This window comes from Halomicrococcus pelagicus (assembly GCF_050954125.1).
The window spans coordinates 97,820-119,601 of record NZ_JBPBWC010000013.1 but is presented as its reverse complement, the minus strand read 5'-3'; the positions used below and the strand labels follow the sequence as shown (position 1 = coordinate 119,601).

General features: G+C 66.0%; 22 protein-coding genes and 1 pseudogene. 13 read left to right on the top strand and 10 right to left on the bottom strand.

Going from position 1 to position 21,782, the window contains the following annotated elements; genetic code table 11:
• Positions 1-32: 32 nt before the first annotated feature.
• Positions 33-845: a DUF8170 family protein gene (locus ACRYA2_RS19320; protein WP_433631924.1), complete on the bottom strand. Its 813-nt coding sequence runs from the start codon at positions 843-845 to the stop codon at positions 33-35.
• 117 nt (positions 846-962) lie between these two features.
• Between ACRYA2_RS19320 and ACRYA2_RS19315 the strand changes: the two genes are divergently transcribed.
• Both ACRYA2_RS19315 and ACRYA2_RS19310 read left to right on the top strand, forming a co-directional pair.
• Positions 963-1,601 carry a hypothetical protein gene (locus tag ACRYA2_RS19315; RefSeq protein WP_433631921.1) on the top strand — a complete coding sequence of 213 codons (639 nt, stop codon included), beginning with the start codon at positions 963-965 and terminating at the stop codon, positions 1,599-1,601.
• 64 nt (positions 1,602-1,665) lie between these two features.
• A complete protein-coding gene (locus ACRYA2_RS19310; RefSeq protein ID WP_433631918.1) occupies positions 1,666-1,953 on the top strand; it encodes a DUF7553 family protein in 288 nt (95 codons plus the stop codon).
• Between the two features lie 221 nt (positions 1,954-2,174).
• On the opposite strand, the gene ACRYA2_RS19305 is transcribed toward ACRYA2_RS19310, so the two are convergent.
• Positions 2,175-2,648 carry a hypothetical protein gene (locus tag ACRYA2_RS19305; RefSeq protein WP_433631916.1) on the bottom strand — a complete coding sequence of 158 codons (474 nt, stop codon included), beginning with the start codon at positions 2,646-2,648 and terminating at the stop codon, positions 2,175-2,177.
• Between the two features lie 451 nt (positions 2,649-3,099).
• Between ACRYA2_RS19305 and ACRYA2_RS19300 the strand changes: the two genes are divergently transcribed.
• From ACRYA2_RS19300 to ACRYA2_RS19280, 5 genes are all read left to right on the top strand, one after another.
• Positions 3,100-4,530, top strand: a complete 1,431-nt coding sequence (locus ACRYA2_RS19300) for an arylsulfotransferase family protein (protein WP_433631913.1) — start codon at positions 3,100-3,102, stop codon at positions 4,528-4,530.
• Between the two features lie 189 nt (positions 4,531-4,719).
• The gene (locus ACRYA2_RS19295) at positions 4,720-5,697 is read left to right on the top strand and encodes a WD40/YVTN/BNR-like repeat-containing protein (protein WP_433631910.1); all 978 of its coding nucleotides are present in this window, start codon (positions 4,720-4,722) and stop codon (positions 5,695-5,697) included.
• Between the two features lie 102 nt (positions 5,698-5,799).
• Entirely contained in the window at positions 5,800-6,039 is a 240-nt protein-coding gene (locus ACRYA2_RS19290; protein WP_433631907.1) for an amphi-Trp domain-containing protein, read from the top strand.
• A gap of 114 nt (positions 6,040-6,153) precedes the next feature.
• Positions 6,154-6,324 (top strand): DUF7501 family protein, encoded by a 171-nt coding sequence (locus ACRYA2_RS19285; RefSeq protein WP_433631905.1) that lies wholly within the window; start codon positions 6,154-6,156, stop codon positions 6,322-6,324.
• A gap of 147 nt (positions 6,325-6,471) precedes the next feature.
• The gene (locus tag ACRYA2_RS19280) at positions 6,472-6,699 is read left to right on the top strand and encodes a hypothetical protein (protein WP_433631903.1); all 228 of its coding nucleotides are present in this window, start codon (positions 6,472-6,474) and stop codon (positions 6,697-6,699) included.
• Between the two features lie 183 nt (positions 6,700-6,882).
• On the opposite strand, the gene fer is transcribed toward ACRYA2_RS19280, so the two are convergent.
• Together fer and ACRYA2_RS19270 are read right to left on the bottom strand one after the other, a co-directional pair.
• Complete coding sequence (gene fer / locus ACRYA2_RS19275; protein WP_433631900.1) at positions 6,883-7,524, bottom strand: ferredoxin Fer; 642 nt, start codon at positions 7,522-7,524, stop codon at positions 6,883-6,885.
• Between the two features lie 97 nt (positions 7,525-7,621).
• Complete coding sequence (locus tag ACRYA2_RS19270) at positions 7,622-8,788, bottom strand: MFS transporter (RefSeq protein ID WP_433631898.1); 1,167 nt, start codon at positions 8,786-8,788, stop codon at positions 7,622-7,624.
• 95 nt (positions 8,789-8,883) lie between these two features.
• Here ACRYA2_RS19270 and ACRYA2_RS19265 point away from each other — a divergent pair, with 95 nt between their 5' ends.
• Positions 8,884-9,120 (top strand): hypothetical protein, encoded by a 237-nt coding sequence (locus tag ACRYA2_RS19265; RefSeq protein ID WP_433631895.1) that lies wholly within the window; start codon positions 8,884-8,886, stop codon positions 9,118-9,120.
• An 87-nt stretch (positions 9,121-9,207) separates the two neighbouring features.
• Here the strand turns inward: ACRYA2_RS19265 and ACRYA2_RS19260 are convergent.
• The 3 genes and pseudogenes from ACRYA2_RS19260 to ACRYA2_RS19250 all read right to left on the bottom strand — a co-directional run bounded on the left by ACRYA2_RS19260 (position 9,208) and on the right by ACRYA2_RS19250 (position 12,579).
• Positions 9,208-9,409 (bottom strand): annotated as a pseudogene (locus tag ACRYA2_RS19260) (DUF7835 family putative zinc beta-ribbon protein).
• Positions 9,410-10,187: 778 nt separating this feature from the next.
• On the bottom strand, positions 10,188-10,928 hold the full coding sequence (locus ACRYA2_RS19255) for a class I SAM-dependent methyltransferase (protein ID WP_433631892.1): 741 nt from the start codon (positions 10,926-10,928) through the stop codon (positions 10,188-10,190).
• Positions 10,929-11,040: 112 nt separating this feature from the next.
• A complete protein-coding gene (locus ACRYA2_RS19250) occupies positions 11,041-12,579 on the bottom strand; it encodes a SagB family peptide dehydrogenase (protein ID WP_433631890.1) in 1,539 nt (512 codons plus the stop codon).
• Positions 12,580-12,960: 381 nt separating this feature from the next.
• Here ACRYA2_RS19250 and ACRYA2_RS19245 point away from each other — a divergent pair, with 381 nt between their 5' ends.
• From ACRYA2_RS19245 to ACRYA2_RS19235, 3 genes are all read left to right on the top strand, one after another.
• On the top strand, positions 12,961-13,926 hold the full coding sequence (locus ACRYA2_RS19245) for an ABC transporter ATP-binding protein (RefSeq protein ID WP_433631887.1): 966 nt from the start codon (positions 12,961-12,963) through the stop codon (positions 13,924-13,926).
• Positions 13,923-14,768, top strand: a complete 846-nt coding sequence (locus tag ACRYA2_RS19240) for an ABC transporter permease (protein WP_433631885.1) — start codon at positions 13,923-13,925, stop codon at positions 14,766-14,768. The genes ACRYA2_RS19245 and ACRYA2_RS19240 overlap by 4 nt, the downstream gene beginning before the upstream one ends.
• Positions 14,769-14,906: 138 nt before the next feature.
• Positions 14,907-15,824 carry a glycosyltransferase family 2 protein gene (locus ACRYA2_RS19235; protein ID WP_433631882.1) on the top strand — a complete coding sequence of 306 codons (918 nt, stop codon included), beginning with the start codon at positions 14,907-14,909 and terminating at the stop codon, positions 15,822-15,824.
• Positions 15,825-15,831: 7 nt separating this feature from the next.
• Here ACRYA2_RS19235 and ACRYA2_RS19230 read toward each other — a convergent pair whose 3' ends face one another.
• The 3 genes from ACRYA2_RS19230 to ACRYA2_RS19220 form a co-directional block, all read right to left on the bottom strand.
• Positions 15,832-17,145 carry a TIGR00341 family protein gene (locus ACRYA2_RS19230; RefSeq protein ID WP_433631879.1) on the bottom strand — a complete coding sequence of 438 codons (1,314 nt, stop codon included), beginning with the start codon at positions 17,143-17,145 and terminating at the stop codon, positions 15,832-15,834.
• Positions 17,146-17,340: 195 nt separating this feature from the next.
• Entirely contained in the window at positions 17,341-18,525 is a 1,185-nt protein-coding gene (locus ACRYA2_RS19225) for an AI-2E family transporter (protein WP_433631877.1), read from the bottom strand.
• Between the two features lie 174 nt (positions 18,526-18,699).
• Positions 18,700-18,885, bottom strand: a complete 186-nt coding sequence (locus tag ACRYA2_RS19220; protein WP_433631874.1) for a hypothetical protein — start codon at positions 18,883-18,885, stop codon at positions 18,700-18,702.
• Between the two features lie 231 nt (positions 18,886-19,116).
• On the opposite strand from ACRYA2_RS19220, the gene ACRYA2_RS19215 reads away from it, so the two are divergent.
• Both ACRYA2_RS19215 and ACRYA2_RS19210 read left to right on the top strand, forming a co-directional pair.
• A complete protein-coding gene (locus ACRYA2_RS19215; RefSeq protein WP_433631871.1) occupies positions 19,117-19,518 on the top strand; it encodes a DUF5518 domain-containing protein in 402 nt (133 codons plus the stop codon).
• Positions 19,519-19,649: 131 nt separating this feature from the next.
• Positions 19,650-21,725 (top strand): prolyl oligopeptidase family serine peptidase, encoded by a 2,076-nt coding sequence (locus ACRYA2_RS19210; protein WP_433631869.1) that lies wholly within the window; start codon positions 19,650-19,652, stop codon positions 21,723-21,725.
• Positions 21,726-21,782 lie beyond the last annotated feature (57 nt).

Sequence of the window (21,782 nt, the reverse complement as noted above, 5' to 3'; positions counted from 1 at the left end):
AAAATCGTTCCGAGACCGTGCAGCGTCATCGGTCACTCGTCGAAAAACAGGTTCGGGTCGAACTCGGTCTCCCAGCGGGGACGCTTCGGCCCCGGCATCTCGTCGGCACGGTCGCGCAGTTCCGCCATCGTCGTCCAGGGATGACACCGGCCCATCGCCTCGAACCGTCTGAAGAAGCTCAGATGCACCCAGCTGTACTCGGCCGGCGGCTCGTCGACGTCCCGTCGGCGCTGTGCGATGGCGTCGGTCAGTTCTCGCTCGCTGACGTCGATGCCCTCCTCCTGGGCGACCCGTACCAGCGACAGCAGTTCCTCCTTCCGGTCGTCCTCGTCGGCGTCCGAGTAATACACCGCGAGCGCGGCGCGGACGACGTCCTCGCGGGTCGAGAGGCTCTCGCGGGTCAGACCGACGTAATCCCGCGGGAAGACGGACGTCTTGGTCGCGAACAGCGCCCGGACGAATCCCAGTTCCGGGCTCTCGCCGCCGTCTTCCTTCTCGTAGACGCCGGCGATGTAGTCGGCGGCCTCCCCCAGGAGGTTTATTTTGATGTCGAACTCGGGGACGACCACGGTGTCCAGGTCGAGCGTATCCCCGAGCACGAGCGACTCGGCGTTGGTCGGCATGTTGAGCCAGTTGGCGAACGTTCGCAGGCGGCGGCCGTACTCGTTCCGGTAGCTCCCGAGCACGAGATAGCTTGTGTCGGCCTGCTCGAACCGGGGAAGCTCCTCGTTCATGTATCGGACGACTTCGTGATAGTCGCCTCGTGGAGCTTCCACCCCCTCGAAAATCCGGTCGACGGCGTGGTAGAGGGCGTGGGTGTTCCGAGGGACACGTGGGCCGCTCATCGTGCGTACGGAACGCACTTTCGCTGGCTTAAATCTTCGCATCCGGGTTGGGTAAGCATAGTATTTCCAACTTGGGTGACCCGAACAGTTACAAGCACGCGGACGGAACTCACACGTATGAGTGACAGCGCGGACAGCCACGGACGCTCGTCCGACGGCATCCCCGCTCCGTTCGGTGGCGAGGACGTCATGCCGTTCGAGAAACAGCGCCGCGCTCACCGGTTTCTCACGCAGGAGACCCGGTACCACGTCGTCCAGGCCGTCCTCGGACACCCCGAACACCTCGTCACGCTCGACGAACTCGAGTATCTCGTCCCCAAGAACCGGTCGACGATTCGCGAACATCTCGACCGGCTCGCCGACAAGCAGTTGCTGGACAAGTACGTCTACGACGGCGACGACGCCGGCCAGCACGACCCCCGCGAGTTCTGGGGGTTCACCGAGTACGGCGTCGGCCTGCTGGACGAGTACGACTACCTGCGGTACGTCCCGGTGCTGCGCGCACTGCAGGACAACCTCTACGTGACCGCGAAAATCGAACGCCACCGCGACGCTCCGCGCCCGGACCTCCCCGCCGGCGTCGTCGACGCGTTCGCCACGCCCGAACTCGACGCGGACACGGCGACCGCGATCGACGACGCACTCGCCGCCCGCGAACGGGGCGGTGGTCGGCTGTTCGACGCTCCGCCGGTCGACCCCGACCCGGACGCCGACACCGACGGCGACGCCGACCGCCCCATCGACGAACTGTTCTGACGGCACAGGAGCGACGCCGAATCGAGCCACCATCTCTAACTCGATTCCCGACGATGCCGGAGGTATGACGAACCACCTACGACGCGCTCGGGAGGAGATCCAGCGAGCCAGCGAACGCGCTGACGGTGAGGTCCGCGAGAACCTGCTCTCGCTCGACGAAGGACTCGACGAACTGACCGAAGGCGGGAAGACGGAGGGTCCCGACGAATCGAAGGACCGCGGAGAGCGATTCGAACACGTCGAGGAGAAGCTTCTAGGCCTGATGGACGAGACCGACGCCGAGACGGAGACGGCGCTGCGAAACGCCCGGAACGAACTGGACGCGTATCGGCGGGACCAGGACCTGGCGTAACCGGCGACGAATCGGGCCACCGACGCATCAGCATCGAGAACGCTCGAACTCGTCCCCGTCGTCGCGGTGACGAGTGCCGGATAACAGCGCGTTTCCCGTCGCGTGGACCCCGTCGAAACGCTCCGAGAGCGAGCCCCGATACGACGTCTCGCTCACTCCTGGCTCTCGAACGAGCTCGGGGTCCGGGATTACCGACTCCCTCGATTCGGTGACGGCAGCGGTCAGGCCGTCCTCTCGCGGCCAGTGAGAAACGCGTGCGCCTGGCGCGGGGAGCGGTGTTCGACGCGGTGAGGGCTGACGGCACAATCGGCGTACAGGTCGACCAACGCCGAACTGGAGTCGCTCCGAAGGAGGAACTTCCACAAGGTACGGTCGGCGCGACCGAACAGGAACGTGGCGTTGGACTCCTGGATGAGTCGGGCGATGTACGTGAGGCGTCTGTTCCAGTCCTCGTCCCACCGAACCTCGTACCGAACGCGGTCGTCGTGAACGGTGTCTTTGGAGACTGCCAGGACTTCCGGGACGGTTTCCAGGCGGCCCGCCAGTGCCTCGCGTTCGGGGCCGTACGCCCAAAACTGTGGGAAAATCCCTTCGTCGGGGTCACCGAGGGTCACGAACTCGACGTACGTCTCTGTGTCAAGACGGAGTACGCGTGACGGGTCGAACTCCGATGTAGAGAATTCCAGACAGTACATAGTCTACGCTCCGACGATGCACGTGAGGGGTCGGACAGACAAAAGTAGTCTCATTTTCATTATCGATGTAGTTTTTGATTAATAGGGTGACGGTGGAGCTATTTCGAGGATGGAGACGCATCACGAAGATGCGGTTTTATTGCGGAAAGGGCGACCACGGTCGTCACCCGTTCGCAGACCGGTCGTGGGCGACCCTGCCGGCCGCGTTCGTCTTCGGCGATGGCTTCGAGCGTGCGTACCCGCCCAGAAATCGCTCGCTCGACGGGGCCCGATCTCTCGCTCAGAATCCGTACGATTCCGTCGTTCGACGATACGGTCGCTTCTCTCGGTAACGGACCTTTCGGCCACGGCGCTGTCCAAGCGTGAGTTGCAACGGGCCGTTGCGTGACACTCTCCCGTGGGAGGCCGTCGTTCGTAACCGGTATAATACCGGCCATCGATAGGAAAACCAATGGTATCGAAACGGGCTTTGAGATTATTTTTCGCAGCAATCATCGTACTCTCCGGACTCACCGTCACGAACGCGTTCGTATCGTCACCCGCGAGCGCGACCGACTTCGAGGGGAAGTCCCAGGACGACATCATGGGAACGTCGGAGCAGGTCGCCCCGCCCCGCGGGAACGTCACCGTCATCGCGACCGACTCGAACTCCTGGCTCGGTAGCGAGAGCAACGGTCCCCGGGCACGGGCCGAACTCGTCGCGTTCAACCCCAACGGGAGTATCCTCTACTACAACGATAGCCACACGCGCTACTGGGACGTGGACCCAGTCCCCGGGACCCGGACGACCGTCGAGTACGCCTACGCCGACCACCTACCGAAGTCGGAGTGTCCGACCGACTGGAACCTCTCTAAGCGGAACGTGAACGAAAGCGTCTGGCGAGAGTACGAGCAGGTCCACGACGAGGCCGGCGCCTGTACCATGAACGGCGTCGAACGGGTCAACCTGTCGACCGGGACCGTCACCCCGGTCTGGTCACAGGCCACCCCCGGCAAAGAAGCGACTCGCTACCACGACGTCGACCGCCTGAACTCGACGCACCTCGTCGTCGCGGACATCTTCCTCGACCGCGTGTTCACGGTGGACACGAGGGACGGACAGGTCGAGTGGACGTGGAACGCCCGTGACGCCTTCCCGACAAATGCGAGCGGAGGACCGTACCCGGATGACTGGTCGCACATAAACAACGTCGAGGTACTCGACGACGGCCGCATCACGGTCAGCGCTCGCAACCACGACCGCGTGCTGTTCCTCGACCGCGAGACTGGGCTCCTGAAAAACCAGACGCTCGGGGCCGAGAACGACTACGACGTCCTCTACGAGCAGCACAATCCGGACTACATCCCCGCCGAGAACGGCGGTCCGGCCGAGGTCGTCGGCGACTCCGAGAACAACCGGGTGGTCGAGTACCAGCGCGAGAACGGCTCCTGGGAGCGGTCGTGGACGTGGCAGGACCCCCAGATGCAGTGGCCCCGGGACGCCGACCGCCTGCCCAACGGTCACACGCTCATCACCGACTCGAACGGCAACCGCGTCTTCGAGGTGAATGACAAGGGGAAGATCGTCTGGAGCGTCCAGATCGCGTTCCCCTACGAGGCCGAACGCCTTGGAACGGGCGACGAGAGCACTGGCGGGCCGAGCGCGAAGAAGGCCGGTCTGGAATCGCGGACGAACGGTCCTGTCGACCGCTTCTGGATTAGCGTGAAGGACGTCCTCCCCGGCAAGTACCTGAACGGCCTGATGTACATCACGCCGGTCTGGGTCGGGGTTCAGGAACTGTTCGCTCTCCTGGGCGGCGTTCTCGCCGTGCTCGCGTGGTTGGTCTGCGAAGCGTGGTGGGCAGACGTGCCGTCGACGGTGCGGCGTCGCCTCCCCGAGTGACGGGCTTCCGGCCGGTAACCGACGTCGCGGATGCTCCCCCGTTTTTCGACTGACCGACCGTCGCGACTCTTCGTTTGCAGCGGGACTTCGGATACAGTCGCCGAACCTCCGACGGGCACGTAGATGTAAACTATATTTCAACAACGAGTTTCAGTAAGCGTTCAAGTCGTATGCGAGGCAGTACGTTGTATGCTCGTCGCTGGAACCGGTGACGGTGCCTATCGCGTGACTGGACTGTGCGAAACGGACGAGACGAACGTCGAGAAGGTTCTCGACGCCCCGAGGGTAGAGCGCGTTCGTCAGTTCGACGCCGTAACGGGCGTGTCCGCCGCGACGAAGACCGGACTGTACCACTCGCTCGACGGTATCGAGTGGACGGATCTCCAGGTCCCCCGGAAGACAGTCTACGCCGTCGGTGCGAACCCCGGCAGCGACAGGATTTACGCCGGAACTCGTCCGACGGGGGTGTACGTCGCTACGTCCTTTTCCGGGGATAGCACTTTGGGAACGGCGCCACCCGAGTGGCGCGAACTCGAGGGGTTCCTGGACCTCCCGTCCCGCGCGGAGTGGGGAGTGCCGCGTCACGACGACGTCGCCCAGGTTCGAAGTCTCCGTACACATCCCGATTCGCCGCGCAGGATAATCGCCGGCGTCGAACCCGGCGGTGTCCACGTCAGTGACGACGCCGGAGAAACGTGGACGGAGCGCAAGGCGGGAGTTCACGACGACGTTCACGCACTCCACGTCGTTGGCCCCTCGGAGTACGTCGCGGCAACCGGCGTCGGCCTGTACCACACGGACGACGCCGGTCGGTCGTGGACGCGGCTCGACGAGACCATCGAACAGCGGTACTTTCGAACGGCCTGCACCCACGATGGCGTGTTGTACACGTCCGCAGCACGCGTCCCGCCGAACAGATGGGAAGACCACGACGCCGACCCCTCCCTGCTGGAGTGTCGGGACGGCCATACGCTGGCCGTCGTGGAGTCTCCACGCCCCGACGAGGTCGTCGTCGGATGGACCGAAGTCGACGGCACTCTCGTCGGCGCAACGCACCGGGGAACGCTGCTCGCGAAGCGAACGGACGGATGGACGGTCGTCGGTGACGTTCCGACTCCCGACGGCCTGTACGGTCGGTACGTCAACCTCTCGTGGTACGAAGAGTGAGGCGTCCGAGTTCTCTCCCGGCCTCGAAGACGCGGCGCTGTCTTTCTCGGCCGTACTGTTTGCCCAAAACCTCTGTGCAAAACGGTTGAATAGAACGTTTCGATGGCCGAAAAAACGCTACACGAGGAGAGAATCGCTCGCGACGAGGCAGCGGACCGACTCGAAGCGATCGCCGACCAGCTTCGCGGCAGTGAGCAGGCCGACATCGACGTGGGAAACAAGACGGTCACCCTCTCGCCCCGGGAGGAAATCGCCTACGAGGTCGGCGTTCGAGAGTCGTCGTCCGTGCTCCGGGGGAGCCGTGAAACCGTGTCGCTCAAACTGGACTGGAAGCCCGAATAAACTCCCGAGGACAACGTGACTGCCGGAAGTAAAATGGCATATTAACACATTATAGGTACATAAGCCATATTGGGACAGAATTTATACGCGAGGCCGAAGTCCATCCGTTCGTCCATGGCTCCAACCTGGAACGACCCGAACCACTGTCCGTTCTGCGAAGCGGAGCTTGCGGATCCGGGCGCCGGATTCGTAGACCACATCGACGACCATCCGGACTGCGAGTCCGGATTCGAAGCCTGGCGGAACAACGTCGCGGACGACATGCACGGTGGCTGGGCGAAGTAGACGCCGGCGGCACGCTCGCCGCCGTCGAACGCGCGACTGCTCCGGCAGCGACTCCCGGCTACTACCGGTCCGGGGCCAGCGGAGAGACCCGAACTCACGGAGGTATCGTCCCCGGGGTTTACTTGCCTCCTGGTCGAAACTACCGCTATGGCCTCGGATGGGGATTCCTCGCTCACGCCACTGGCCCAGGACGCCGTCGACGCCCTCGCCACGGCAGTCCCTGCGAACGAGAGTTTCGGCTACGACCGAGCGTACTCGATCCTCGCGGAGGCGGAAGGTCTCGACAAACCGGCCGCCGACGATATCCTCGAACGGCTGCTCTCACGGGGATATCTCTACGAGGTAGACGGGTCGCTCCGCCTCACCGACTCGTAACGAGCCGACTGCCGGTGACGACGGCCGCGGCCGGCAGACGCGAACGTCGAGTCGAACCACTGGACCTACCGCTGGTGGTCCCGGAGTGACGAGGCGAGCGTCGACGCCGTTCTCGGTCAGGCGGACGTCGTGATTGCGGGCGAACCTGGGGACGGGTGACCTGAACGGCGACCGGCGTGGCGGCTAATCGTCGGAGTGCGCTTGCCCGAACTGGCGGGGTGGTAACCGGAGTTCGTCGAGGTCGGGGAGGTGTTTGACGTTGTAGACGACCTTCATCTCGTCCGTCGTCGGCGTGCCGATGCAGGACAGTCGGAGACCGCGTTCGATCATGTCCGAGGAGAGAACGTGATTCGAGGGCATCTCCAGTTCTCCTTCCAGGACGGCGACGGCGCAGTTCGCACACGCGCCACCTCGACAGGCGTACGGCCACGCGTGTCCGCTGTCCTCGGCGGCCTCCAGAAGGGTCTCGTCGGGGGGCGCCCGGAACCGACCGCCGTCCGCCGGGTCCAGTCCCTCGTCTGCTGCTTTCTCGAACAGGCTTTCGTCGTCGACGTCCCAGGCGTAGTCGTCGAGAATCGCGTAATCTATGTACTCGACCTGGGTTCCCGGTTGCCGTTGTTCGACGATGCCCTCGCGCTCGGGGTCGTACTCCTCGGTCCCGTATCCGGCCTGGATTCGCTCGTACGCCGTCCGAACCGCCCGAAATTCGCTAACGGATCCACCCTGGTCTGGATGTGCCTCCTTCACCCGCTCTCGATACGATTCGACGATTTCCGCCTCGTCCGCATCCGGATCGACTCCGAGTACGTCGAACGGGGAATCCACACGTAATGATAGGAAATCAGGCCCATAAATCCTCTCCAGGAACCGTGGTAACGAGGGACGCGCCGAAACCGGCGACGACGTATCGGCGGTACCCGCGTCACCCGCCACTGGGGAGGCGCCCCGTCACGTACAGCGCCGCGACCACCAGTACTACCGCACCGACGAGCGCCGCCAGCGCGCCGAACACCGCGTCGAATCCGTATCCGGCTTCGGTCAGCGTGCCGACGGCTGCGGTGCCGTTCGCCTCGACCAACAGGGAGAGGCCGGTGAACGACGCGTACGCGGCGTCCCGGTTCTCGTCCGGGAGGGCGCTGAGGACGTAGGTGTCCAGGGCGGGAAAGAGGCTGTGGATGGAGTAGCCGATGGCGATCGAGACGACGAGCACGGCGAGCGGATCGCCGACGCGAGTGAGCGCGACTACCGAACCGACGAACCCCGTCAGGATGGCCAGGATGTAGGGAACGTGTGGCAGGCGGTCGGCGAGCCGTCCGCCGAACCAGAACGCGGGCAGTCCGGCCGCGAACACGACGGTGAGGAGGAGATTCGCCGTCGAAGCCGGTATCCCTTTGGTCGCTTTCAGATACGTGACGTAGAAGTTGAACAGTCCCTGCCAGGTGAAGCCGGCGACGCCGACCATCAGGAGTCCGGTCGCGACGAGTCGCCAGTGCGACTGCAGGGCGGCGAGGAACTCGCGGTCGGGCGTGGCGCCGTCGGCGGTTTGGGACTCTCGAACGACCGCGGCCAGTACGACGCTGAACGAGACCGCAGCGACCGCCAGGAGGGCGAACACTGCCCGCCACGAGGCGAAAAACAGGACGCCGATAACGATGCTCGGGGCGAGAACCGCCGCCAGTTGGGCGGCCGCGCCGTGGATGCCGACGTTTCGGCCGACCGCGTTCGGATAGAGTTCTGCGATGAGCGGCACTGCGGCGACGAAGTACGCGCCGGTGGCGACGCCGAGCAGCAGCGTCCCGGCCTGGACGACGATCAGGGAGTTCGCGACGACGAGGAGCCCCGACGCTGCAGACAGCAGAACGCCGGTGGCGAGGACCGCTCGACGACGGGACACGTGGGTGAGGACGTACCCCATCGGGATGCGCGGAATCGCGGTTCCGAGCCATACCAGCGAAACCAGCACGCCGACGGTCGCCTTGTCGACCGCGAAGGCGACCATCAGCGGCTCCAGCAACGGTGCGAACACCGTTCGCCCGAAGTTCATCAGGAAGACCAGCCCACAGAGGGTTCCGAACAGATGCCGTCTCACTAAGTGTCCGTACCGAGGCGGCCGACTCAACTATTCCGGCGACGGCAACGGAGCCCCCGTCGGCTTTTCCCGGTCGAGCGCCTACCGGACGACGCATGGTTCGCTCTCGAACGGTCACCGCGGTGGTCGGCCTCGTCGGCAGCCTCCTCGTCAGCGCTCTCCTCTGGTGGTACTTCGACACCGTCGCGTTCTTCCTGTTCGTCCCGTTCGTCCCCTTCCTGTTTCGAAGGGGCGAACCGGACGAACCCGTCCGGGAGTGTCCCGCCTGCGGGTTTCGGACGACGGACGACGCGTACGAGTACTGCCCGCGAGACGGAACGAGGCTGGAGTAGACGGACCCCGATCGGCGACGGCGCGGCCGCTCCGGGTCGCGGAGACGTCGAAATCGAAGAATCAGTTGTCGACAGCGAGCTGGGCGGTCACGCGTTGTTCATCCGCTGGCTCGCCGTTTCGCCGCACATCCGGCAGCGAGTAACTCGGTACGGTTCGCGAGAGAACTCGGCGTTTTTTTTCTTTGTCGCTTTCGGTGCGAATTTCGATAGATACGTCGTGCGGCGTCTGGACGGCGCAGGTCTCGCACCGCTCGACACCGTCACCCGCACTGTGGTCGGTTCCTATCATGGTTGTCGTTCCTCTTCGCCGGGGTTCGCCGGCGTGTCTCTGTCGGAAGCGCCGGCCGTGGGTAAGGATTCGCTCGAACTGATTAGGTCATTCCCGACGAATCGACGCGACATCGCCGAAGCCGACGGCGTTCTTTCCGACGCTCCGCTTCCGGATGGTTTCCAGAGCACCTCGGTACCGACCAGCACCCGCGACTCCTCCGGCAGAGGATAGAGAAGCGATAGCTAGTAGCAAGGAACGAGTCGCGCCGAGGACGTCGGCGACCGACGCCACAACGACCGCGGTGCCGCGTCGCCCCGTCCTCCGCACGACGATCGCGTCGCGGGCGGCCGTTTCGACGGGCCGGAGCGAAGCGCACGACTCCGACCCCCTTCGTTCGGCAGCGATGGCTGGACGCTACCGTTACGGAAGTGCGAGGAGAAAGCCCCGCCGTTTACGGCGGGGATAAATCCTCACCCCCACCACAGACCACGTTCGATGTGCAGGACGGCTGTTTTAAGTCATCCAATCCCGTACTATTAGTCGACCGAGGCGGCCTGCCCGCCCACTTACTCGGACAATATCGGGATTCCCTGATTCCACTCAGAAAGCACCCTCTTTCTGTGGTGGGACTTCGGGGTGCAGTCAGCAAAAGTACCTCCGAATCCCCTGCCAGGATAGGAGTAACGGCTGGTTGGCACAGCCAGTAGCCGTCCAACGCGGTGGCTACAAACCGTAAACATCCCACCCCAGCGGTGCGGTGCCGTGGGAATCCTCGCCCTTCAGGGCGGGGAGGATGTCAAGGGAAGAGGTTCCTGGCGGTGACGAGCTGAAAGCGCCGGAGTCGCGGGACGAGGTCCGTCACTCGCTCCGCGACCGTCATCTTCAGGGAGGCGTCGTCGTCGACGTAGTGCCAGTTCTGATAGTCGACGCTCACCACCGTCAACCCGTAGGTGGTCAGGAGTTTTCTGACCTCCGACGTCGACCAGTGTCGAACGTGACCCATGTGGCCTCGCTCGCTGAGTTCCGCGTACTCGCTGGTCGGCGACGGTCCGACGTTACCTCCCAGCAGATAGTCGTAGAGGTCGAAAATGGAGTGGGCGTTCGGGGTCGACAGGAACAGCGTCCCGCCGGGTTCCAGCACTCGCTCGATCTCTTCCATCGCGTGGAGCGGGTTCTGCCGCAGATGCTCGAGGACCTCCGAGAACAGGACGACGGAGACGCTGTCGTCCGCGAGGGGAAACGGTTCGGTCTCGATATCGCACGCGTGAACTGTCAACGCGTGCTCGTCGACGTACGACGCGTGCCGGGACGGGTCGAGGTCGATACCTGCGACGTCGTACCCCGCGTCGTCGAGGAGGTACGTGAAGTGGAACGGGGCGGCACCGACGTCGAGGATGGCGTCATCGTGGCTGGCTACCTGCGTCGTCCGGTCGTACAGTTCGTGATAGCGGTGGTCCGGCGTGTACTTCTCGCTCCAGGCGGCGTAGTCACCCTCAGCCTCGGAGAACGATTCCTGGAGCGCCTCGAAGTCAGCCATCTGGTGTGCCTCCCCCGGCTAAAATCAGGGAGTTCCCTTAGGTGACACGGCCGGCGGTTCGCGTCGGCGACCGCCGGACTGCGAGCCACGCCCCGACCGGGCCACGGACGAGTCACGTCTTCGGTTTCCCGAACGCAAACAGCGTCATCGGCGTCTGGTTCGCTGCCCGGGGGGAGAACTGCTCGGTCACGAGGTCGTCGAAGAACGTGAAGCCGCGGCCGCCCAGGGCGCGGTGGGCGTAGGTGGCGAGGTACAGCCGTCCCAGCTCGATTCCGGCCGCCAACTGGGCGACACGATAGCCGCGATTCCCGACCGCCTCCACGACGGCGTCGACGTCCGCCATGAGGTAGACGTTCACCGCGGCGTCGCCGACGACCGACTGGCCGAGCGCGAGGCGGCCGGCGGTGCGACGGTCGGCGTCGCCGAGACGTTCGAGGACGTTCGCCTCGGGATGGTACTGGTAGGCTCCACTCGGAACGTCGTCGACGGCGTGGACAAGACAGTAACAGTCGACCAGTCGCCGACTGCCGTCGGACCCGAGGCAGTCGAACGGCACGCCGCGAAGCGCCCGGTCGAGCACCGTGGCGAACTGTCGCGGACTGACGGCGTCGTGGCCGTACTCCCGCAACGACCCCCGGCGCTCGACGGTGGCGCTCACGGGACGACTCGACGCCGTCTCGGCGTCGACCGGGTCGAGCGCGATCGTCTCGCCGTCGCCCGGCCCGTGGGTTCCGAGGGCGTCTTCGGGGAGTTCGTCGAAGCCGTTGCGCCACGCCCGCGCCGCCTCGCCGTCCGCCACCCTGCTCTGGCGCCACGCGTCGGGGACCAGCGGATAGTCGACGACCTCCTCCGACGGCGGCGTCTCGTCTGGGTCGATAGCCGCGACGTCCGACGCGTCCGGGACGGGGTCCCCGCTGCCGACGGGAACGAGTTCGAGGGGCGCTTCCTCCTCGGGGTCGACGCCGAGCAGTCGGGTGACGGCGTCGTCCGCGAACCCGGTGACGACGGTCGCTCGGCGTCCGGTCCCGTGCGCGACGGCCAGCAGGTTGGCGAGGATGGTGCCCGAGTCCCAGAACGCGTGGCGATATGTTCGCTCGCGGTACTTCCAGGCGTTGCGCCACCACTCGGAGGTGGCGACGAACGTTACCGGTGCGTTCGACACCGACCGCTGGCTTCCCGCCGCCCGTGCGAGCGCGCCGCGGTAATCGCCCTCGCGGAGCACGTCGAAGGACCCGGAGTCGGGGTCGAAATGGTAGACGCCCGGGGCGACCCCGTCGACGTCGCCGACGACGGCGTACAGGTCCACGTGGTAGAGCTTCCCCGTGCAGGACGCGGCGCGAAAGCGCATCCGCCGGCCCTGCTTCTCCAGTTCCTTCGTGACGCCCGTGGCGTAATGGCAGAGCGTGACGACATTCCGGAAATCGACCGAGGATGCGTTTTCCCCGTCCCGCGGGTCGGCGCTCGCGTTCGCGACGGCCGACAGCGCCGGCTCTTCGACCGACCGCATCGGCTCCGGCGGCGAGACGCGCGGGCGGTCCTCGTACACCTTGTACGGCCGCGGCTTGTTCGCGTAGTCCAGCGAAAAAGCGTCGTTGCGGACGCTCTCCATCGAGTGTTTCGTTCGTTCGTGGTACTCCCGTGCGTCGACCATCGGTTCGTCAATGGACCACGAGTCACAAACCATTTCGGACCGTCTGGGGTCTGGACCGGTCTCCCTCCGGAGACGGGTGAAACCGTGGCGACTACCGAACGGAGATGGTCGACACGTACGGGTCCCTCCTTGCGGACGACCACCCGAATCGGACCTGGTTCCGTCGGTGTCCGGCACGCCCTCCGGCTCCCTCCCGACTTCTGTCGACTCGCGGGGAGGAGTCGTCTTCCGGTCGCCGTACTCGTCCGTCGTGACCCGTCGAACGCTCGTCTCGGCGGCTGCTGCAGGGACACCCTCAGCTATTTAATCTCTCCCCGAGCACACATATCCGATGTCAGCCCTCCAACTGCTCCCCGCTGCCCGTAGAGAACGGGAGGACCCATGCCAGCGATAGAGATCACCGAGCTCACGAAACGGTACGGCGACGTTACCGCGCTCGATTCGCTCTCCCTGTCGGTGCCCGAGGGTACCGTCTTCGGATTCCTCGGCCCGAACGGAGCCGGAAAGTCGACGACGATCAACGTGTTGACGGACTTCATCCGACCGACGTCGGGGTCCGTTTCGGTCCTGGGGTTCGACGCCCAGACGGACAGCATCGCGGTTCGAGAGCGAACCGGCGTCCTCCTCGAAGGGTACGACATCTACGAGAATCTCACCGGTCGAGAGCATCTCGAACATGCTATCGCGATGAAACGGGCGGACGACGACCCCGACGAGTTGCTCGCCCGGGTCGACCTGGAGGACGCCGGCGACCGCGAGGCCGGCGGATACTCGAAGGGGATGCGGCAGCGACTCGCCATCGCGGCCGCGGTTATCGGCGACCCCGAACTGCTGATCCTCGACGAGCCCTCGACGGGTCTCGACCCGAACGGGGCCCGTCGGCTCCGCGAAATCGTCCGCGAGGAGAGCGAGCGCGGCGCGACCGTCTTCTTCTCCAGCCACATCCTGGACGAAGTCGAAGCGGTCTGTGACAGCGTCGGAATCTTGCTGGACGGACGACTCGTCACGGAAGGGACCGTCACCGAACTCCGGGACGAACTCGCCGCCGAAACGACGCTGACGGTGACCGTCGAGCGGACGCCACAGTCGGTTCTGGCAGACCTCCGGGGAATCGACGGCGTCGCCACCGTCTCCGCCAGCGGTTCCCGTATCGTCGTCGAATGTCGCGGCGGGGAGACGAAACTCGCCGTCCTGGAGCGCATTCACCGGTCCGACGCGGGATTCGTCGACTTCACGACCGAAGAACCGTCGATCCAGGAGATATTCTCCAGATACACGACCGAATCGGGCGGCCGCCACGCCGACGATACGCCCGTCCTGCAGCGCGTGGGCGGTGACCCGACGTGAGACGGAAAGTCCTGCTCGTGATGCGACGCGACGTCCTCCAGTCGAGGCGGGACCAAACGCTGCTCGGTCTCGGCGTCGCGTTCCTGCTACTGACCGCCGTGACCGCCTTCGTTCAACAGTTGCTCCACAGCCCGTACGCTCCACCGCTCACGACCGACGAGACGATCTTCGCGGGCGGGTCGTTGCTCTCGATTCTCGGCCCGCTCGTCGTCCTCGTCGCGACGTACGGGGCAGTTCTTAACGAGCGGGCCTCCGGTGCCGTTCGGTTCACGCTCGGCTTGCCCGTCTCGCGAGCGACGGTGTACGCCGGGAAGTACCTCGGCAGAATCGGCATCGTCCTCGGGACCGCAATCGTCGGATTCGCGGTCGCGACGGCGGTCGTCCTGCTCACCTATCCGACGGTGTATCTCGGACAGTATCTCCTGTTCGGCGTCGTGACGCTGCTCTACGCGGTCGTCTGGGTCGGGTTCGGTCTCAGCATCTCGGGGACGTTCAGCTCGGTGACGCGTGGCGTGGCGGCTCTCGTCGGCGTCTTCGTCGTCTTTCGGCTCGGCTGGATGGGCGTCCAGATGGTCGGTCTCCGCCTCGCCGAAGCGTCGGTGTACCGGGACACCCCCGCGTGGTACTTCCTGCTCGGGCGCATCAATCCGATGAACGCCTACGTCAGGGTCTCGAACGAACTGATGGTCGAACCCGAACGGTACCATCCGCTGCTCACGCATCCGGGGAACGTAGAGACCGTCTGGGTCTCCGCGGAGTTCTCGTTCGCCGTTCTCGTGGTCTGGGCCGTCGTCGCACCCCTGTTCGGATACGTCCGATTCGGTCGGGCGGACCTGGATTGAGCGTTCGTCGCCACCCCGCCTCACGATGGCGTCGTCGTATCGGGTACTCGGGGCGCGTCCGATGCGACCGCTCGCCGACCTCCACGACTCTGGTATCAACGAAAACACATTTCTCCCTCCCGGTCCGAGACGGAAACGATGGACGAAGTGCCGCCGACGAGCGTTCTCCTTCCGACCACTCGATGGACGTCCGCCTGCGCGGACGTGGCCGACCAGCTTCGTCCGGCCGACGAACTCCTCGTCATCTGTGACGAGGACACGGACGCCATCGCCGACCGCAGCGACGACCTTCCCGGAAACGCCCGCCTCGTCGTCGCCGGGGAACCGACGGGCTGTTCGGGGAAGGCGAACGCCATCGCGACGGGGATGGAGAGCGCTCGACACGACCGACTCGTGTGGACTGACGACGACTTTCACCACCCGCCGGCCTGGCTCGCCGGTCTCCACGCCGACTACGAACGGCACGGCCCGGTGTCGGAGCTTCCCTTCTTCGTCGGGCGCGACCCGCTCTCGCTTCTCCTCGAACCGGTCTACGCACTCGGCGGGACGCTCGGGGCCTACGCGAACGACAAAGCGTGGGGCGGGGCCGTGATGTTCGAGCGCGACGACCTCGACGTCGACGCGTTCCTCGCCGAACTCCGGCGGACGGTGAGCGACGACGGCCTGCTCTCGGAACATCTGGACGCGACCCCTCTCAGACGCGTTCGACGGGTTGAAATCGGCGGAACGATCCGCGAGACGCTCGAACGACACGTCCGCTTCACGCAGATCGTCCACCGGCACGAACCGAGAGACACCGCGCTCATGGGGACCGTAACGGCGGCGGTCGCCGCGTTCTGTCTGCTCCTGCCGACGTACGCCTTCAGCGTCACCACGCTGCTCCTCGCGGGAATCTACACCATGTTCGGCGTCCGTCGCTGGACGGCGCTGCTGGCCTATCCGGCGATACTCGTCCAGTTACCGCTCATGGCCTACGCGCTCGCTCGCCGAACCTTCGTGTGGGGAGGCCGGCGATATCGCTGGCGGAGCAAGTTCGACGTCACGGTGGTCGAGTGAGCGCACGCTACCCAACGCTCCTTGAGACATCGGCCGCCCCGGACCGCTGCTCCTCGATGAACCCGACCCGGACTCCGGTCTCCCGTCCGGTGGCGTCCGTTATCCGGCGGTCGAGCCGACTGGCGACGTCCGGCGGCGGCCGATAGCCGGCCGGACGGCCGACGACGACCTCCACCGAGGCCGGGCGACTGAGCAGCACGTCGGCGGGCGAGTAGTCGACCTCCGCGTCGACGTAGTCGAGCCTGTCGTACTCCGGACTCCCGAGCGCGGCTTCCGCCTCCGCGGTCGCTTCCTTCTCGAAGGTCGTCGCCTGGTACGAGGCGAACGTGACTGCCGCGAGCACGACCGAGAGCACGACGATGCCGGCTACGATGCGGATCGTGTTCGACCGGACCGCTGCCCTCGCGTGGTCCGCGGCCGCCGCCTCGGGCGGTCGGTAGCCGGCGAACCAGAACACGAGCAGCGCCGAGAGGTTGATGCCGAGCAGGTTCACGAGCACGAGGACGGTCGCGGTGACGGCGACGCCGAAGTCGAGCCACGCGATACCGATGCCGGCGGTCGCGGCCGGCGGCACGAGCGCCACGGCGATGGCGACGCCGACGAGCGCCGACCCGGCACCCCGGAAGATGCTAATGGCGCCCGCGACGCCGGACCCGAGCGCGAGGAACAGCGACAGGAAGTTCGGGTTGGTCCGCTCGGCGATCTGTGGTACCTGCCGGATTTCGAGGTCCGGCGGCACGAGGACCGTCCCCCGGACGAGCGCGGCGAGCGCAGCCGCGACGGCGATGGCCAGCAACAGCCCGGCGACCTGGAGAGCGACGCCGCGCCGATACATCGCCGCGTTGTCGATTACCGTTCCGACGCTCGTGGAGATTGCCGGTCCCATCAGCGGTGCGACGACCATCGCGCCGATGATGGTCGCCGTCGAGTCGAGCAGCAGTCCGGTGGTCGCGATGACGGTGCTCAGGATGAGCAGGGCGACGTACGTCGACAGCGCCGGTGCGAGGTCCTCCGCTCGCGCCATCAGCTCCTCGCGCGAGATCCGAAGGCCAGAATACCGCTCAGTTAGCTTCTCGATGCGTCGGGAGACGACGGTCTCGGTCGGCAGGACTATGGTGTAGGCATCCCCCTCGACGCCGGCGGCGCGCAGGTCGTCCATCACCGGCTCGACGCCGCTCGGCGGGACGGGAAACGACACCAGCGCCTCGAACTCGCCCCGTCCCGTCTCCTCGACCACTGCGTAGTCGATGTCCTGTCCGTCCAGCGCCGCCAGGACCGAATCCCGTCGTCCCTCCGGAATCATCACTTGAACGAGACGCATACCACCCGCACGACATCCAATCCGATAACGTCACGGGTGCGTCACTTGTCGGCGCGTACGCTGACGCGATTTTCTGAACCAGGCCCGGTACGGCGTCGTCGGACTGCGTCGCCCGGCCGCGCCGTCGCCGACTGTGCCTCTGACTACCACCGGGCCCTCCCGCCGGCGCGACCTCGCGGCGCGGACCCGTTCGGTTCAGACGGACGGGTCCTCGTCCCGACGGCTCTCGTCGGACTCCGCTCGTTCTCCTTCGGCGCTCTCGTCTGGAGGACGCTCCTCACCGGCACGTTCGCCCGTGGTCGGGTCATCGGCCGGGCGTTCGCGGAGTAGTCGCGGAACCACCACCCAGAGAAACTGGACGACGACGACCATGACGAACGGTCCGAGGAAGATACCGTACCAGCCGAAAATCGGCGGCCCGAGCAGGTACGCGAACATGACCAGCCCGGTATGAAACAGCCGTCCGGAGAGGTACGGCCGGACGTACGTCCTGATGACGTTGTCGAACGCGAAACCCATGACGACGAAAAAGAGGAGCGGGAACCAGAGCAGGGTCGGGTCGGTCCGGACCGCGACGACGCCCAGATAGAGGACGACGAGGAGGTACACGATGGATCGTCCGACCAGCGGAACGAGCGTCGCGAGGCCGGTGGCGATTGCCACGAGCACCGTCATCGGAATCGCCATACTCGGCGGTGCGACGAAATTCAGGAGATTGTAGATTATCGCGGACGCGATGACGATGACGAAGATGGTGAGCGTGTACCCGAAGAAGACGGAACTGAGACCGCGGTCGACCGCCTGCAGGTAGTCGTAGGTCGTCCCCTCGTCGGTGACCGTGCGCCGGAACCAGTCGGTGATCGCATCCTCGTCACGGACGAGGAAGAAGACGAAGATGAGCGTGAGAAACAGGTTGTACATCTGGGTCGCGAACGCGCCGACGAACGCGCCGAACTGGTTGAGAACGGACTGTATGGACGGGTCGCTGAGCAGTTCCGTGACCGTTTCGTACACCCGCGCCGGTTCGGTCGGTATCGTCTCGACGTCGAACCCCGGGAAGAACGTTCGTGCGAATCGCTCGATATCCGCCGGACGTACCGCCGAGAGTTCGCCGACCGCGACGACGACGACCGCGCCGAGCAGTCCCACGAACGGGAGGACGATGACCGCCATCGTGACGAACGACGCGACGCCCGACGAGACACCGCGGTGCTGGAGCCAGCGGGAAATCGGTCGCGCGACGTAGTACAGGAACAGACCGAATATCAGCCAGCCGAGGTACGCGCCGAGCGACGCCACGAGGACCAGCGCGAGCGCGACGGCAAACAGCGTCCAGCCGAGTCCCGACCGTCCTGACTCCTTGTCGTTCCGGAACTTCATCTCCCTCCCCCGAGCGTGAGCGCTACGCTAGACGTTCGGATAATTCGTTCGGGCGAACACGACCGCCGTCGACCCGACGTTCGGGCCGCAGGCGACGGTGGCGACCGCTTCGTCGACCTCGAAGCCCCGAAAACGCGAGAGCCGAATTACCTCACGTGGAGACGTGAGAGGCACTCAGAGGGAACTACGGTGCAGTTCGACGACGGGCTCTAACCCGTCTCCCTCGTTCCGCGTCCGCCAGATTACCTCGACGACGTTGTAGACGTCGTCCTGAAGACGGACCACCTCGTTCTTCCGCGGCGGAGCGTCCATCTCGTAGGTGATTTCTTTGAGGCCGTCGGCATCGAAGACGACGCGCATACGAATCGACGACGGCACGTACGCTCTTAACACTATCCGGGGTTCGGCTGACAGCGCCGTCCTACCGCTCGTCGACGCGTCGCTCCGGACTCACGTTGCGGGTCCGAACGACTGCGAGTCGATCCATCGGAGGTGCTTCAGTACCGACGGAGGGAGGGAAACCGAAACCGCGAACGTACCGTACCTTTTAAAGAACACTTATCGATTCCCGGCGCCTCCCTCCACCCGAGCATGAACATCAACTGGAGAGCCGTCCTCACCGGATTCCTGACCGCGTTCGTCCTCGGAATACTCGTCGCCTGGCTCGTCCCGCCGGCAGGGACGTCCGGGCTGGCGCAGGCACTCCCCGGCCTCGTCGGCGGCCTGGTCGCCGGATACATGGTCGTCGGCGCGGGACGCGGGGCCGTCCACGGTGGCCTCGCCACGGTCGTCGGAGGGCTCGTCCTGCTCGTCGCGTGGCTGGTGCTGGGGACCCTGTTCGCCGGGGTCTTCCCGGCGGTCACGGGATTCGCGCTCGGTCTGGCCGTCCTGCTCGCGCAGGCGATTCCCGGTGCCGTCGCCGGCGCTATCGGCGGCTGGGCGAAAGGCCGCCGCACCACGACCCGCGAGACCGTCGGAACCGAGACCCGCTGACGGACCGCGCTGGACGGCGGCGACCACCGGTCCGCGGACGCCGAGAGCGGGTACGACTCGCCAGACCGCACGTCCGTCGCCACGACCCCCTACGCTTTTCAGATAGAGGCCGGAACTATCTATTCGACGTCATGTCGGGCCACGAAGAGTCACCGGAACCGCCGCCGACGCGACGAGAGGTCGTCACCGAGACCCTCCACGGAACCGAGATTCCGGACCCCTACCGCTGGCTGGAGGGCGACGGCGAGGCGGTGCGGGAGTGGACCGAGGCACAGAACGACTACGCCGACACGCACCTCGACACCGCTACTCGCGAGCAGTTGCGCCCGGAGATGGAAAAGCTGGCTGAGGTCACGGAGTACGGGGCGGTCAAGGCGGAGAACGGCCGGTACTTCCAGACCGTCGAGGCGCCCGACGACGATCACGCTCGACTGCTCGTTCGGGAGTCGCCGGACGGGGACGGGACCGTCCTGGTCGACCCCAACGCGTGGCCGGCCAACGACGACGAGGGCGCGCCGACGCGGTCGATGAGCTGGTTTCTGCCGGCTCCCGACGGCAAGCACGTCGCCTACGCCGTCACCGAGGGCGGCGACGAACACGTCGACGTCCACGTCGCGACCGTGCCCGACGCCGAGACGGTGGCCGTGCTGGAAGACCGGGGCCGCGTGCATCTCGGACTGATCGGGTTCGACGCCGTGAGTCCCGGAATGCTCGCGTGGGACGCCGACGGCGAAGGGTTCTACTACGTCGCCACCGGCGGCGCGGATGCGGGCGCCCAGATGGAGACGGAACTGCGCCACTGGCGGTTCGACGGGAGCGAGGAGACGCTGCTCGAACACGACGACCAGCACGTCTGGCCGACGGTCAGGACCGACCGGGCGTCCGGGACGCTGGCGGTCGGCTTCTCGGCGGTCGGCGGCGGCATCGACTGGTACGTCGAGGTCGACGGAGCGTTGCGACCCGTCGTCGCGGACGGCGACGCCGAGACGTTCGTGGTGTTCCACGAAGACACCGTCTTCCTCCAGACCGACCACGAAGCTCCGCGCAAGCGCCTCCTCACCTGTTCGCTCGGGCGGTTACGCGAAGGGGACCTCGCGTTCGACGAGTGCGAGACGGTGCTGCCGGAGCGTGCGGGAATCCTCCAGTCGTTCGCCGTGACGACCGAGCACGTCGTGGCGCAGTACCTCGAAGACGCCCACTCGCGGCTCGCCGTCTACGACCGCGACGGCGGCCACGTTCGCGACCTCGACCTGCCCGACTACGCGTCGGTGTCGGACCTGCGGGTCGACGACGCCGAAGCGGTGCTCTACCGGGTGGAGTCGTTCCACCGACCGCCGACGCTCGTTCGGGCGGACCCGGCCACCGGCGACCGTCGCGAACTCGCGCGGGCCGACGTCGACGTCCCCGAGGGGCTGGTCGTCCGCCAGGAGTTCGTCGACTCGACCGACGGAGCCGAGGTCCCCGTGTTCGTCTGCCACCGGGCGGACGTCGAACGAGACGGGGACAACCCGGCGGTGCTGCACGGGTACGGCGGATTCCGCTCCAGCAGGCCGCCAAGCTTCGACCGATTCCGTCTCCCCTTCCTCGGGGACGGCGGCGTGTACGCCCAGGTGTGTGCCCGCGGCGGGCAGGAGTACGGCGAGGCGTGGCACGAGGCCGGGATGCTGGCGGAGAAACAACACACCTTCGACGACTTCGTCGCGGCCGCCGAGCATCTCCGCGCGGTCGGCTACGCGGACCCCGACCGGCTGGCGGTCACCGGCCGCTCGAACGGAGGCCTGTCGGTCGGTGCCGTCGTCACCCAGCGCCCCGACCTCTGGGCCGCCGCGCGCTGTACGGTGCCACTGCTGGACATGCTGCGGTTCCACCGGTTCCTGCTCGGGGAGTCCTGGACCACCGAGTACGGCCACCCCGAGGACCCCGAGGCGTTCGAGTACATCCGCGAGTACTCGCCGTACCACAACGTCGAGCGGGGCGTCGACTACCCGCCGGTCCTCTTCACCACCGCAGTCGGGGACACTCGCGTCCACCCCGCCCACGCCCGGAAGATGACCGCGCGGCTGCAAGCCGAGGCCGACGGCGGTCCGTTCCTCCTCCGGACCGAGACCGACGCCGGCCACGGGGGCGGGCCGTCGACCGCCGCGCTCGTCACGGAGCAGGTCGACGAGTGGACGTTCCTCTACGACCGACTCGGGATGGGCGAGTAGCACCGCCGTCGGGCGTCTCCTGGACCGACGGCAGTCGGCTCGACGTACGACTCCCGG